13 protein-coding genes are annotated in these 14,548 nt (G+C 33.3%); 6 read left to right on the top strand and 7 right to left on the bottom strand.

The window, feature by feature from the left end; translation table 11 throughout:
* The first annotated feature begins 16 nt into the window (after positions 1-16).
* From aroQ to DTL3_RS06715, 5 genes are all read left to right on the top strand, one after another.
* Entirely contained in the window at positions 17-460 is a 444-nt protein-coding gene (gene aroQ, locus DTL3_RS06735) for a type II 3-dehydroquinate dehydratase (protein ID WP_045088055.1), read from the top strand.
* Positions 461-690: 230 nt separating this feature from the next.
* Positions 691-1,317: a hypothetical protein gene (locus DTL3_RS06730; protein ID WP_144403495.1), complete on the top strand. Its 627-nt coding sequence runs from the start codon at positions 691-693 to the stop codon at positions 1,315-1,317.
* A 111-nt stretch (positions 1,318-1,428) separates the two neighbouring features.
* Positions 1,429-1,965, top strand: coding sequence for a sugar O-acetyltransferase (locus DTL3_RS06725; RefSeq protein WP_045088672.1), 537 nt, complete (start codon positions 1,429-1,431; stop codon positions 1,963-1,965).
* A 63-nt stretch (positions 1,966-2,028) separates the two neighbouring features.
* The gene (locus DTL3_RS06720) at positions 2,029-2,775 is read left to right on the top strand and encodes an undecaprenyl-diphosphate phosphatase (protein WP_045088054.1); all 747 of its coding nucleotides are present in this window, start codon (positions 2,029-2,031) and stop codon (positions 2,773-2,775) included.
* 38 nt (positions 2,776-2,813) lie between these two features.
* Positions 2,814-3,587 carry a glucose 1-dehydrogenase gene (locus DTL3_RS06715; protein ID WP_045088053.1) on the top strand — a complete coding sequence of 258 codons (774 nt, stop codon included), beginning with the start codon at positions 2,814-2,816 and terminating at the stop codon, positions 3,585-3,587.
* A gap of 289 nt (positions 3,588-3,876) precedes the next feature.
* On the opposite strand, the gene DTL3_RS06710 is transcribed toward DTL3_RS06715, so the two are convergent.
* The 4 genes from DTL3_RS06710 to DTL3_RS06695 all read right to left on the bottom strand — a co-directional run bounded on the left by DTL3_RS06710 (position 3,877) and on the right by DTL3_RS06695 (position 8,774).
* The gene (locus DTL3_RS06710) at positions 3,877-4,956 is read right to left on the bottom strand and encodes an ABC transporter permease subunit (protein WP_045088052.1); all 1,080 of its coding nucleotides are present in this window, start codon (positions 4,954-4,956) and stop codon (positions 3,877-3,879) included.
* Positions 4,957-5,997, bottom strand: coding sequence for an ABC transporter permease subunit (locus DTL3_RS06705; protein ID WP_045088051.1), 1,041 nt, complete (start codon positions 5,995-5,997; stop codon positions 4,957-4,959).
* Positions 5,987-7,585, bottom strand: coding sequence for a sugar ABC transporter ATP-binding protein (locus DTL3_RS06700; protein WP_045088050.1), 1,599 nt, complete (start codon positions 7,583-7,585; stop codon positions 5,987-5,989). The genes DTL3_RS06705 and DTL3_RS06700 overlap by 11 nt, the downstream gene beginning before the upstream one ends.
* 70 nt (positions 7,586-7,655) lie before the next feature.
* A complete protein-coding gene (locus DTL3_RS06695; protein ID WP_045088049.1) occupies positions 7,656-8,774 on the bottom strand; it encodes a DUF3798 domain-containing protein in 1,119 nt (372 codons plus the stop codon).
* Between the two features lie 511 nt (positions 8,775-9,285).
* Here DTL3_RS06695 and DTL3_RS06690 point away from each other — a divergent pair.
* Positions 9,286-10,284 carry a DUF5700 domain-containing putative Zn-dependent protease gene (locus DTL3_RS06690; protein ID WP_045088048.1) on the top strand — a complete coding sequence of 333 codons (999 nt, stop codon included), beginning with the start codon at positions 9,286-9,288 and terminating at the stop codon, positions 10,282-10,284.
* An 11-nt stretch (positions 10,285-10,295) separates the two neighbouring features.
* Here the strand turns inward: DTL3_RS06690 and hutI are convergent, their stop codons facing one another.
* Genes hutI through DTL3_RS06675 form a run of 3 tightly spaced genes read right to left on the bottom strand, consistent with a single transcriptional unit; the run spans position 10,296 to position 14,534 of the window.
* Entirely contained in the window at positions 10,296-11,570 is a 1,275-nt protein-coding gene (gene hutI / locus DTL3_RS06685; RefSeq protein ID WP_045088047.1) for an imidazolonepropionase, read from the bottom strand.
* 2 nt (positions 11,571-11,572) lie between these two features.
* Positions 11,573-12,472 carry a glutamate formimidoyltransferase gene (ftcD, locus tag DTL3_RS06680; protein ID WP_045088046.1) on the bottom strand — a complete coding sequence of 300 codons (900 nt, stop codon included), beginning with the start codon at positions 12,470-12,472 and terminating at the stop codon, positions 11,573-11,575.
* Positions 12,473-12,500: 28 nt separating this feature from the next.
* Positions 12,501-14,534, bottom strand: a complete 2,034-nt coding sequence (locus tag DTL3_RS06675) for a urocanate hydratase (protein WP_045088045.1) — start codon at positions 14,532-14,534, stop codon at positions 12,501-12,503.
* Positions 14,535-14,548 lie beyond the last annotated feature (14 nt).

Raw genomic sequence — 14,548 nt, 5'->3', positions numbered from 1 at the left:
AAAAGAGGAGAGAAAAATGATTTTAATAATTAATGGACCTAATATAAACATGCTCGGAAAAAGGCCAAAAGATATATATGGTACTGAAAGCTATGATGAACTTGAGAAAAAAATCTATAATTTCGCAGAAGAAAATAAACTAGCGATAGAGATCTTTCATTCCAATTCAGAAGGCGAAATAATTGATAGAATTCAAAGATTAGATTACAAAGCATTGATCATAAATCCTGGCGCCTACACCCATTATTCATATGCTATCAGAGATGCACTTGAAATAGCAACTGTTCCAAAAATTGAAGTTCATCTTACTAACATTTTAGCAAGAGAAGATTTTCGTCATAGGTCTGTTACTGCAGCATGCTGCAATGGAGTAATTTCAGGATTTGGTTTTGATGGATATATTTTAGCATTGAACTATATTAGTCAACCACCCACCGCCTATAGAGGCGGGGTCTTGTAGAAATGCAAGCTCGGTTGATTAGCCTATGTCATTAGCTTTTGCTAATGATTAGTTATAGCAGAATATATAGTCACCGTGGGATGCTCCACAAGTCCCATGCTCTGAGGGTAATGGTTAAACATCTCTGAGGGGTAGGAGAAGTGCTGTTACCATTAAACCTGCTATAACATTGGCGATGTGGACCTACAGGCTTCGGCCTGACTTACCTTGATGGAGGTAAATTGTATGGAATGAAGCCTGTTCAAAAACCATTAAAGGACGCAACATTTATGTCTACTATAAGATGGAAATTGGTCAATGCGCTGATGTGTGACTACACTTACGGTTATATTACAAAATCCAAAAGAGTAAGTCTTGGTTTGGAAAAGACACATTATAACGATGCATTTTGCATAGCAGGTGGAATTAATCAACAGAGAATAGAACCTATCTATTTTGAGCAAATTAGGAGAAACAATCGTTCACTCGAAAAGTTCTATGATGCAAAATATGTTGATATAAGAGATAAGTCTATTAAAACAGGACAAGAGCTTTTCTGTGGTAGAAGGACACGGAACAAAAACTTAAATGAAGAAAATCTTCATAAGTATCGTGGAGCTAAAAAATCAAAAGGCAGAAGAAATATTCGTAAGCAAAGATACGCTTATCAGCCTAAAGATATCGTTATCTTTGAGAGCAAAAAATATTCAGTTCAAGGTGTACAGAACAAAGGTAAATATATTAAGCTAATGGAAATGTCTAAGCCAGTTAAAACAGATTTAGTTAAGCCCTATATGTTTAGGAAAGGATTTAGTGTGTTTTATAACTTCAATTCATCCCACGCTTACAGAAGTGGGAGTCTTCTTGCAGGAAAATGATAAAATGATAAGTAAATAGCAAGATCATTAACTCATAAAGCCAAACAAATTTATTTGCCTATACAATTCTCAAAATATAGGAGGAATAATAAAGTGACTGAAAAAGAAAAAATGTTAGCCGGGGAATTTTACACAGCTTCAGATCCTCAACTTGTTAACGACAGACAAAGAGCACGTCGATTAGTGTGGAAATTTAATAATTCTCATCCAGATGAACTTGCTGATAGAAAAAATATATTGAAAGAACTATTTGGAAAAATCGGAGAAAATATATTTATAGAACCTTCTTTCCATTGCGACTACGGCTATAATATATCTGTAGGGAATTATTTTTTTATGAACTTTGGTGGGATCATTCTTGATTGTAACAAAGTTATAATCGGAGATTATGTACAAATTGGTCCAAATGTACAAATATACTCTGCTACTCATTCTACTGATCCTACTAGCAGAAAAAACTTCCTAGAACTCGCCTTCCCCATAACTATTGGAAATAATGTCTGGATTGGAGGGGGTGCAATTATAGGACCTGGCGTTACAATTGGGGATAATTCTGTCATAGGAGCCGGAAGTATAGTTACTAAAAATATTCCTGAAAACGTTGTTGCTGTTGGAAATCCATGTAGAATAATTAAAGAAATTAAATAGATAGAATTCAAAATTATATTTCAACCACTAATCAGTCTGAAATCTATAAAATAGGGGGTAAAAATGAAAAATATAATTCTTGGAGTTGTTCAAGGTCTCACAGAATTTCTTCCTGTTTCGAGTTCTGGACATTTAGTTATATTTTCCCATTTTATGAACATTGATACAAATGTACCATACTTTGCTTTACTTCATTTAGCTACGTTTTTTGCTGTATTAATTTTCGTTTGGCAAGAGGTATTACAATTAATCAAAGGGCTTTTTAAGTGGGAAAAGGAGTCACTTTCTCTAATATTGAAATTAATTATTTCATCTATTCCTGCCGCAATCATAGGTTTTACACTTGAATCGACTGTTGAATCAGCATTTTCATCCTTATCTTTAGTTGGAATTTTTTTATTAATAACAGGTTTTTTACTTTTTTCCTCTGATTACTTCAATGGTGAAAAAAATATACAACAAATAACTTATCTTGACGCTCTAGTAATAGGAATTATGCAAGCAATTGCCATATTCCCTGGATTATCAAGAAGTGGTTCAACTATATTTGCTGCGCTTTTAATGAAAATGAAAAGAGAAGATGCTGTAAAATATTCCTTCTTAATGAGCCTTCCGGTAACTTTTGGCGCAGGAATTTTTGAAATTACAAAAGTTTCTTTTAATCCAAGTATGATTCTTGGTTCAATAGCAGCCTTTGGGTTTGGTTTAATAGGGTTGTTGTTAGTCAAAAAAACTGTAATAGCTGGCAAATTAAAATATTTTTCTATTTATTGTTTTATAATCGGCTTTCTCGCTATATTTATTCTGTGAATCTGTAGATTTATAACAATCAACAAAGGGGTGGAAATATGAATAATCTACAAGGAAAAGCGGCTATTGTGACAGGTAGTGGTCAAGGAATTGGCGCAGCTATATGTGAATTATTTTGTCAAAATGGTATAAAAGTTGTTATCGCAGAAATAGATGAAGAAGCAGGACTAGAAAGAGAAAAACTACTTAAAGAAAAAGGCTTTGAAGCTCTATTTATTAACACAGACGTAGCTGATGAAAATTCCGTAAAAAAGATGGTTGATCAAACAATAAAGGTACATGGAAAGATAGACATTCTCGTTAATAATGCTGCTATCAGTTCGACTAAAAGTATTTTTAACAGAACGTTTGAAGAGTGGAACAGAGTAATTCAAGTTAATCTTTCGGGACCTTACCTATGTTCAAAATATTGTGCAGAAAACATGAAAGAAAACGGAGGAATTATTATCAATATAGCTAGTACAAGAGCTTTTCAGTCTGAACCTGATACAGAACCTTATTCGGCATCAAAAGGCGGAGTTGTAGCTTTAACACACTCACTAGCCATAAGCTTAGCACAATTTGGCATAAGAGTTGTAAGTATAAGTCCCGGATGGATAGAAACTTCAAATTGGAAGAAAAAAAGTCAAAAAACTGAACCAATACTTCGAGAAATCGATCATTCTCAACATCCTGCAGGAAGAGTGGGAAATCCTCTTGATATTGCTAATCTTTGCTTATTTTTAGCGGATAATGAAAAAGCAGGATTTATTACAGGTGTTAATTATATTGTTGATGGAGGTATGACTATTAAAATGATATATGCGGAGTGAACTATCCACAAATAAATACGGGTTCCTGTACGTTAAAAACAAACCTTTTCAATCTACGTACAGGAACCCGGTACTTCACAAAACTCGAAACTTACCACAAAGCACCTTCCTCAACTACTTGTTGCTTCTTTACCACCACACTGCAGAAAATCAACAAGAACTAAAAATCATACTACTTGTTACTAAATTCTTGGAGTACTATTCCTCACTCCATCATTATTATGACATAACTTTTTTTAAATGTCAAGTGTCTAATATTAAATTAAAGTTAAATTATTTTTAAATAATCCTACTTTGCTGCTTTTATCTCCAAGCTTTTTTTGGTTTCCAATCCATGCATTGCTAGTGCAAATGCAATAACTGCATAAGCGATAAATTCTCTAAAATATTCTCCAATCTGTGGCTGCCCAAAGAGTTTATTTCCTGCACTAGGCGCCACAATAAACAATGTGTGAAATAATATCACGCCAATAATTGCATTCCAGATAGATGCTTTTCGGGTTGTAGCGCCACCTACTAAAAGTGCCGCAATTGAAAACAATCCTACTTGCTCATGACTGTTATACGTATTTATCGTTCCAATATCTTGAAGGTATATTATTTGACCAATAGCTGCAAGAACTGTAGATAATATGATAGCAATTATTCTAACCTTATCAACACTTATCCCGGAAACTTCAGAAGCATACATATCCTGTCCAACTGCTCGCATATCTTGTCCAAGTTTGGTTTTAAAAAGAAAAAATATAAAAAGGCAAAGAATCGCAATGATAATTAACGGAACAATAAAAATCCTAATCATACCATATTGTCCGATTCTGATAACCCATAGATTATTCAAAACTCCTTCTAATGATCCCCATAAATCAACAGTGTTTCTTAATCCTACACCATCAGGTAATAACATCGTTTTAGTTGAGAAAGGAATTATTGAACCAATAAAAAATAAAAAGAATAATTGATACACTCCATTGGCAAAGAATCCCAATATCATAGAAGTAATCATTTCCTTTCCTTTAGCTCTATTCAAAAGGAGTCCACTTAAATATCCTAAAATAATTGCTATACCAGAAGCTAAAATGCTAGAAATTAATATCCCTGGTATGCCCTTCATACCCCAATCTATAGCAAAAAACATCGCAGCTTGTCCCGCCATAGCTCCAAGTACAATCCCAAAATTTAGTCCTAAACCTGCTACTACAGGAATGAGTAAAGAAAGAACTAAAAATGAATTCCTAGTAATTCGAGTAATAATTTCAACCAACAAGAAATTAATCGGTATGTCCGCAATTATTATGGCTGAAATACATAAAACAACAAACACTATTGGAACAATATTTGAAAGAAGTATATTCTTAATCTTTGACATTTAAGAGGCCTCCTTTGAAGCCCTGGAAAGAGCGTATAATATCATTCCATTACTTATAATCATCCTTAACACCTCTGTTATATCTCCTCGAGCTACCTGACTTAAAACCGGAAGAGCTATGGTTAGCAAAGTTTGAAAAATAGTTGTTCCTACTATAACGTTTGTGATAGTGGCTCTAGTTAATGAAGCTCCTCCAATTAAAATACAAGCTACTGCAGGAAATGCCATATATAACGGAGCTCTATACAACTGCAAAAAACCATAACTTTGGGCATAAATTATTATTCCAATTCCCCCCAAAACTGTTGAAAAAATTACGGAAATTCGACGTGCTTTTTTTATATCAACTCCTGAACTCACTGCATATCTTTCATTTTGACCCGTTAAATCAATTGCTAAACCAATACGTGTCTTAAAAAACAAATAAACTAACAAACATGTTCCAGCAAAAAAAAGAAGTAGTCCTGTTGGTATCTCAAAAGAACCTATTTTTATTTTCATAAAATCATTTAATACGCTACCAAAGTACTCATTCAATGTTAATGTATATCTTAATCCTTTTCCACCAATAGCCCAAACCATATCAGGGCTCGAAAATGGCAATATAAGCCACATAATACTCATAAAAGCAACTATTGAATATCCTAAATATGTTCCAACCATCATTTCTTGTCCACGAACTTTTTCTAAAATCCAAGAGTACCCTAAACCAAGAGGTAAACAAAATACGACAGCAAGTAAAATAGCAACCCAAAAACCTAAAAATCCAAAAAGTCCCAACTGCATACTAATTAGTGCTCCCAATAATCCACAAATTATTCCTATAGGTAACCCAAAATTTGGGCCTATTCCAGATCTTATAGTAGGTACCATCGCTAACACCAATACACCATTCATACCTATCCTTCTAAGAGAATCTCCAATCAGAGGAGGTACAGCAACGCCCGTAATGAATGCTAGTACAAACAACCCTACTAAAAACAATACTATTATTAACGTTGGAATATCTATTTTTTTAAGAAGTGCAGTCCTATCGTTCACCCATTATCACCTCCTGGAATTTTCCAGCCATTGCCATACCAAACTCTGCGTCTGAATCAGTTGGTTTTAGAATAGCCGAAAGCTTTCCCTCAGAGACTATTGCAATACGATCACATATACTTCTTAATTCTGCCAACTCGCTTGAGGTCATGACAATTGTTATTCCACTTTCTCTATTCATCTTAACAAGGTAATCTAAGACTAACTTTTTTGCGCCAACGTCTATCCCACGTGTCGGTTCGGAAACAAAAAGAATTTTAGGCTTCAAAGTAAATGCTCTTGCCAGACAAACTTTTTGTTGGTTGCCTCCACTTAATCTTCTTACTGGTTGTGAAGGACTCTTGCAACGTATATCGAGTTCTTTAATCATATTTATTGCATGCTGTCTTATCGCCTTTTTATCGTATATCTTCAAAAATATAAACCATTTCATAAATTCTTTGTAGGCATGGATAGCAGTTGCTGTTATATTAATCTCTACAGATTCATCCAGTAACAATCCAACACCTCGTCTGTCTTCAGAAAGATATACGATGCCTTTATTTAGAGCAAAACTTGGATTGTTTAATTGAAATGGCTCGTTCTCAAAATAAACCAAACCATTTGCTGGAAATAAACCAGCAATACCATTAGCTATTCCAAGTTTGCCTTGCCCTGCTAAGCCCCCTATACCCAATATTTCTCCCCTTATGATATCAATATTAAATCCTTTAACCATTTCTCCTGGCATTGAGACATGAAGTTGTTTTATTGACATTATGATGTCATTCTCATCAAGCTCTTTTTCCCTTTTTGGCAATTCTAACTTTTCTACTTTTCGACCTACCATTTTTTCTGCAATCGTAATAGCATTAAAAGAAGAAACGGAGCCATGATCTACCACAACTCCATCTCGCAAAATTGTTATTCGATCTGAAACTTCCAACACCTCAGAAAGTCTATGAGTTATAAATAAAATCGCTATTCCTTCTTCTGATAAGACACGAATCACATCTAAAAAGCCTTTCACTTCAGATTCTGATAAGACTGCTGTAGGTTCATCTAAAACTAAAATTTTCAGATTTTTTTTATCTATTTCTCTTGCTATTTCCACAAACTGTTTGTAAGCTACGGGTAGTCCAGCCACAGGAATCCATTCATCAAGAGTAGTCATTCCAACCGAATCCAAAGCTTTTCTGGCATCTTTTCTCATACTTGGAATATCTAAAGTTTCAAGTGACTTTCCAAAAATCTTGCTTAAAAAATTTTTTTTAGTGATCTCTCTGTTTAGTTTAATATTTTCTGTTATTGTGAATCCCGGCAAAAGCATGAATTCTTGGTGTACCATGCCTATGCCTAGTTCCATAGCCTTCCTGGGAGAGTCTATAATCACTGGTTTCCCTTCAAAAATAATTTCTCCTTCAAAGCCACCAGTATTTTGAATAACAGGCATTCCAAAAAGAATGTTCATCAAAGTAGATTTACCTGAACCATTTTCCCCAACTAGACTATGAATTTCTCCAGGAAACAAATCTAGATTAACGTTTGTTAGGACCTGGTTGCCATAGTAAGATTTACATATGTTTCTCATGTCAAGGATCTTTTCCATAATGATTCCTCCTACCAAAAGGATGTCGGCAAACAGCCGACATCCTTTTATAAATCATACTAGTAGTTAATTAAAACTCAGTAACCCCAAATATAACTGAATCTGCAATAACTAAATAAAAGTTTCCCTTATCTGAAAATCTGTTAAATGTTGTTCCAACGCCCTTAACTTTCTGGGAAGCAACTTCGTCGAATATAGCCTTTATTGCATTCATATCAGAAGATTTAATTTCTCCATTTACTAGTTTTATGGCAATTTCTACTCCTGCTTCAACAAAAAGCATATTAGTAGGTACAGGCCAAGTAGCGAATCTACCTGCTCCACCTCCTTCAACTATTTTTTCATTTATTGCCTTTAATATATAGTTGAAGTCTCCTTTTTTATCTTCTGGAATGGCTATACCTAACGCACCAGGATAACCATGAGTTGGCGATGGGCAACATTGTTCTGGAAATAAACCTCCGTGCTTTAGAATAGCTGTAATTAATGGCTCCTGCATTGCACAATTTGTTGAGAAGAAAGCTGTGTTTTTTCCATATTTAGCAAGCTGCCTTGGAACATCCTCCAAGATAAATTGTTGAGAACCTGTTATTCCTTGCTCTCCCATTGGATCTGGTGCAGAAACTGAAACAAATTGTATTCCAAGTTCTTTACATCTCTTTTCCATTAAATCCTTTCTACGCGCTATCAACTCCATACTTAAATGCCTTGGGAATGAATAATGTATAAACGTTTTAGCTCCCATTTTATAAGCTAGATCTATTATTGTTATTCCTCTTCTTTCATCATCAGTATTAAAAGAAACATCCGCTGTTCTTTCTACAATTGGAGGATCTTCATGAGGAGTACCTGCTATAAAAACTATGTCGGGCCTAAATTCTTTTACTTTTCTAATTGCAGCAACTGTACCTGGAACTGCTTGACAAACTACTATAGCTTTAACTGAAGAATCATAGGCTAGCTCAACTATCCTAGCAATAGTAGTTTCTTGTTCCTGCATAAAGTTGTCTGGATAAATAACATGTACTATATCAGAACCATACTTCTTTATTACATTTTCTGCTCCTCGGTATTCATCTTCACCTTGAGACACTGTACCCGTTACAATTCCAATTTTAAATCCTAAAGAAGCATATGCTAGCGAAACAAATAAAGCAGACAACATTAACAAAACTAAGACTTTCTTCATACTTTGAAACACCTCCCTTATAATATTTAATCCACATTATAAATACTCTGTTAATAATATGGATTAAAAACCCCAAAAACCTATTAACACAAAATTTAATGATAACAAAATAGTTAATTATTTTAGAGTTATAAAATATTTTGCACCATTTATTTTTGATAATTTTAAATATTATAACATATATACAAAATAATTTTTACATTAAGCTTTTTATTATCTTTTTTAGTTTACAGCAAATCACTAATTTGCTAAGCTAATATTACTAGTTTTAACTTATATGTTCATTAATAATAACTTACAATTGCATAATTTATTAATGCTAAAGTTAATAAAATAATAAGACAAGGTAACTAAAAGCAAGTTCTATGAAACTTTTATTATAAAAAAACTAATATTTCTTTCTTTTCTATGGTATAATTAAAATCAATATTTTACTAAAAACTATGATTTTAGCGCTGATAAAACAAGTAAATATGATGTTCTAAATAAAAATCCTAGAGGAGGAGTATTAGTGAACATAATCCTAAAACACAACATAGAAGGAATTAATGATTTTATTAAAGTATTTCAATCAAATACTATACTTAAGAAAGCAGATATTAAATGGCTTTTTGATACAAAATCCTATGAAAAATTATTAAACTTATTTGGACAAAACATTGGCCTTACGAAAAAAGAAGAATGGATTGATCTTTTCTATGAAGCATATATTCTAAATTTAAATTCAGAAGGTTGTGTTGAGAAAGATACTTTGAGAAAAAATATAATCGAACCAGTAATCTGGGCTATTAGCAATGTAGACAAACTACTAAATTATACAGAAGAAATAATGCATTTCATTGACAAAAAAACATATATCAACAGGGCTCTTAGATATTTGCCAAAAATTGAAGGTAATATTGAATTAAATTTTTATTACTATATATTCATGTACAACGCTTGTGTAGAAGAAAATATAGTTCTTTTAGACTTACCATTTGCAAAAAAATTAAATGAAGTTCAACTTACTGCTTTACTTGCTCATGAAATGCATCATTATTTAAAAGACTATCTAAACCTTTCAGAATACTCTAAAAACGCTTTCAATGATGTGACACTTACTTTATGGGCATTAGAGAATGAAGGAATAGCTGATATGTGTAGCTTCGAAAGTTTATGGGCTATTTATGAAGAGTTCGGTTGGACTGACAAAGGTTTGATTACAGAGATACTAGAAAATACAGCAAAATATATAAGTGATTTCAATGATAAAATGCAAAGAAAAATAATAAATGAAGATGATTCTATAAATCTCTATGAATTTATTATGCAAAATCAAATTATTCATCCTTTAGGATACAAAATGGCTAAAACAATTGAAAGAGATTTTGGCATCGAAGAGTTAAAAAGATGCGTTGGGAAACCCTTGGAATTCATTTTAAAATTTAATCAAGCTTACGAATTAGAAAATGGAATATATGCCTTTGATGAAAATCTCATAGAAAGATTGATTTCTATTTACAATTCTTAAAAAATTAGTGATTATTGATTGTTTGAATATACTACAACACCATTTTTTATTACGGTATCTGTATGATTAACTCCAAAATGATAAATTAAATATTCTAGATTGGGTACATCAAATATAACTATATCTGCATTTTTCCCTTCTTCTAAACTTCCTATCTTATTTTCCAATCCTAAACTTGCTGCCGCATTTATCGTGACAGATGAAATAATTTCTTGAGGTGACATCTTTAATTTGATGACACCAAAACTCATAACTAATTGTAAATTTTCCGTTGGAGAACTTCCAGGATTGTAATCCGTAGAAAGAGCTACCGGGATACCATACTCGATCATCTTTCTTGCATCTGCATACTTCTCACTCTGTAGGAAAAATGTTGTCGTTGGCAGCAATGTTGCAATAACTCCCTTTTCAGCCATCATTTTTAAACCTTTTTCGCTAGCTCCAACTAGATGGTCTGCAGATATACAGCCAATCTCTGCAGCTAGCTCTGCTCCACCCAAAGGTTCTAATTCATCAACATGAATCTTTGGTATTAGACCCCAGTCTTTTGCAGCTGTAAGAATCTTCCTACTTTGCTCAACAGAAAATACACCCTCTTCACAGAAAACATCACAAAATTTAGCTAATCCCTTTTCAGATACATATGGAATCATTTCAGTTATAATAATTTCAACAAAAGTGTCACTATTATTTTTGTACCTTTCAGGAATGGCATGAGCGGCTAAAAATGTAGCCACAATATCTACCGGATGATTATCATTCAACTCTTTAATTACCTTTAATTGTTTTAATTCCGTTTCAAAATCATCTAAACCATATCCACTTTTTGCTTCAACAGTGGTAACGCCAAATTCCATCATTCTATTTAAACTTCTTTCAGCCTTTTTATACAACTCTTTAAACGAGGCTTTTTTGGTCATTTCAACTGTATAATAAATTCCTCCACCTGCTTGCATAATGTCTAAGTATTTTGTTCCTTTAAGTTTATTATAAATTTCATGCTCCCGGGATCCTCCGTACACTAAATGAGTATGAGAGTCTATTAGACCTGGCGTTACCAATTTATTAGAGGCATCAATAGTTATTGTCTCTGAGGTTATTCTAATATTTTGAGGTAAATGATCTTGACCCACAAAAATGATTTTGTCATCTTCGACAGCAACGATCCCATCCTTAATCAATCCAACCTCTGACATTTCATCGCTTCTCCTTGCTCTATTAGGACCTTTTAAAGTTACTAAATTTGAAATATTTTCTATTACTATCGTCGCTTTTTTATACTGCATTTTTAATCACCATATATCCTATTTTCTAATATCTGATCATAGCTGAAATTTTCAATCTTGAGAAAATATTCCGCTACGTCAGCTAGTGCATTCATTGGAACCAATCCCACGATTTCACTTCCTATTACATTAACTCCATACCTATTAGCCTCGTTTTCTATAACTTGAAAAACTCTGTACAAAGGAGTTTTTGTATAATCAACCATGTTCATAGAAACTTGAACTATATTTCTTTCTTTCAATTCAAAACTTAGTGCTTTGCAATATTTAAATCCACCACTTTTACCTCTAACAGCTTTTGCTATCTTTTTTGCAATTTCAATATCATTAGTTCCAAGGTTAACATTAAAAGCTATTAAAGGCATTCGAGCACCCACTGCTGTAACTCCAGCAGTCTCGTGCGGAATCTGAGGGCCGAAATCTGGCTTCCACTCTTCTTGTTTTAATTTTTCAAACATTCCTTCAAACTCACCCTTTCTAATGTTTGAAAGATCTTCTCTTTGCGGAGAATTTGCTGATTTTTCATATAAAAATACCGGGATATTTAATTCTTCTCCAATTCTTTTTGCTAGTTTTTGTGAATACTCTATGCATTCTTGCATTGTAACGTTTTTTATTGGTACTAACGGAATTACGTCTGTCGCCCCCATTCTTGGGTGTTCACCTTTGTGATTTCTTAAATCTATTAGCTCTGTCGCCTTTTTACAACTATTAAACGCTGCTTCAATAACACTTTCTAGATCTCCAACAAAAGTTACGACACTTCTATTATGATCTTTGTCCATTGAATAATCTAATAGTTTTACTCCTTCTTGTTTTCTAATTTCATCGAGAATTTTCTCTAGCTTTTCTTTATCTCGGCCTTCACTGAAATTTGGTATACATTCAATTATTTTATTCATCTACTATTTTCTCTCCTTTGTAGCTTGTTTAATTAAACTTTTTATAATACTCTTCTACTAAATTTTTAACCATATCTTGATTTGCTATATATGGAAGGGTAATATGATCTGAATGCTTATACTCTTTATTGTATTCTATGCATGTTTCTATAGACGGCTCGTTCCTAGCCCACGATCTTCTTGCAACCCCTATCATAACGTCCCAGGGTATTGCACTTTTTATAATCTCATCTATTCTTTCGCTTCCATCTAATACTAATCCAAATCCTCCATTTATTGCTTTACCTATTCCAACACCACCACCATTATGAAGTGTAACCAAACTCATGCCTCGTGCAGCATTTCCAGCAAAACATTGTGTTGCCATGTCAGCCATAATGTTACTTCCATCTTTTATATTTGCAGTTTCTCTAAAAGGAGAATCAGCACCTCCTGCGTCGTGATGGTCTCTACCCAACATTATAGGTCCAACTTCTCCATTTCTCACCATATCATTGAATTTGAGCGCAATTTTCACTCTACCTAATGCGTCTTGGTAAAGGATTCTTGCTTGAGTTCCTACAACTAAATTATGCTTATCTGCATTTTTAATCCATATATAATTATCTCTATCTTGACCTCTTCTGTTAGGATCTATACATTCCATCGCAGCTTTATCTGTTTTTAATAGATCCTCTCTTTTTCCACTTAAACATACCCATCTAAAAGGTCCATATCCATAGTCAAAAAGTAATGGCCCTATAATATCTTCAACATAAGACGGAAAAATAAATCCTTCACTTTCGTCTCTACCATTCTTGGCAATTTCTTTAACTCCCGCATCAAACACTGCTTTCATAAAACTATTACCATAATCAAAAAAATATGTACCTCTTTCTACTAGGATCTTAATAAGTTCAAAATGTCTTCTTAAAGATTTATTCACCTTTTCTACAAACTTTTCTTTATCCGTTTCTAAAAGTATGTTCTTTTCTTCATGAGTTAAGCCTTGAGGGCAATAACCACCTTCATAAACAGCATGACAAGAGGTTTGATCAGACAATAAATCTACTTTTATATTGTGAGCAACTATGTATTCTAGTAAATCAACGATATTTCCATAATATCCTATTGAAATTGTTTCTTTTCTTTGTAGATAATCGTTAGCGATCTTAAAAATTTCATCTAAATCATCACTGTAAGTTTTTAGCCAACCTTGTTCTAGTCTTGTTTTTATTCTAGAAAGATCAACTTCTGCAATAATTCCAACTCCATTTGCTATCTCAATTGCCTTGGCTTGAGCCGCACTCATTCCTCCTAATCCAGAACTAACAAATAAATGTCCTTGTAAATCTCCGTCTTGTGGAATTCCTAATTTTAATCTTCCTGCATTCAACAAGGTATTGTAAGTTCCATGTACGATACCTTGTGATCCAATATACATCCATCCACCAGCAGTCATTTGTCCATAATTTGCTACACCCAAAGCTTGAGCTTTAATCCAATGCTCTTGATCATCATACATACCCACCATGAGAGCATTTGTAATTACCACTCTGGGACTATTTTTTGAAGATCTGAAAAGTCCCAATGGATGCCCTGACATTACAACCAATGTTTGCTCTTCAGTTAAAACTTCTAAATACTTTTTTATCAATCTATATTGCATCCAGTTTTGACAAACTTGCCCAGTTTCTCCATAAGTTACTAATTCATACGGGTATAACGCAACATCAAAATCCAAGTTATTATCAATCATAACTTGAAAGGCTTTTCCTTCTATACATTTTCCTTGATATTCTTCTATAGGTTTTGCTTTTATGTTTCCTTCAGGCCGATACCTGTACCCATAAATTCGACCTCTATTAAAGAGTTCTTCTAAAAATTCTGGAGCTAGTTTTTCATGCAAACTTTCAGGTATGTATCTTAACGCATTTGAAAGTGCAAGCTCTATCTCATTTTTTGATAAATTTAAAGGTCTTTTAGGTGCACGTCTAATTCCTTCTACAAATTTTGGCATTGGAGGTAATTCATTTTCTAACTTAATAATCATCGCATTAGATATTTCAAAATTATTTACCATATCTGTCCCACCTT

It is taken from the genome of Defluviitoga tunisiensis (assembly GCF_000953715.1).
GTDB classification, from domain to species: Bacteria; Thermotogota; Thermotogae; order Petrotogales; family Petrotogaceae; genus Defluviitoga; species Defluviitoga tunisiensis.
Note: the sequence above shows the minus strand (reverse complement) of the source record. Positions and strands in the feature narration are given on the sequence as shown.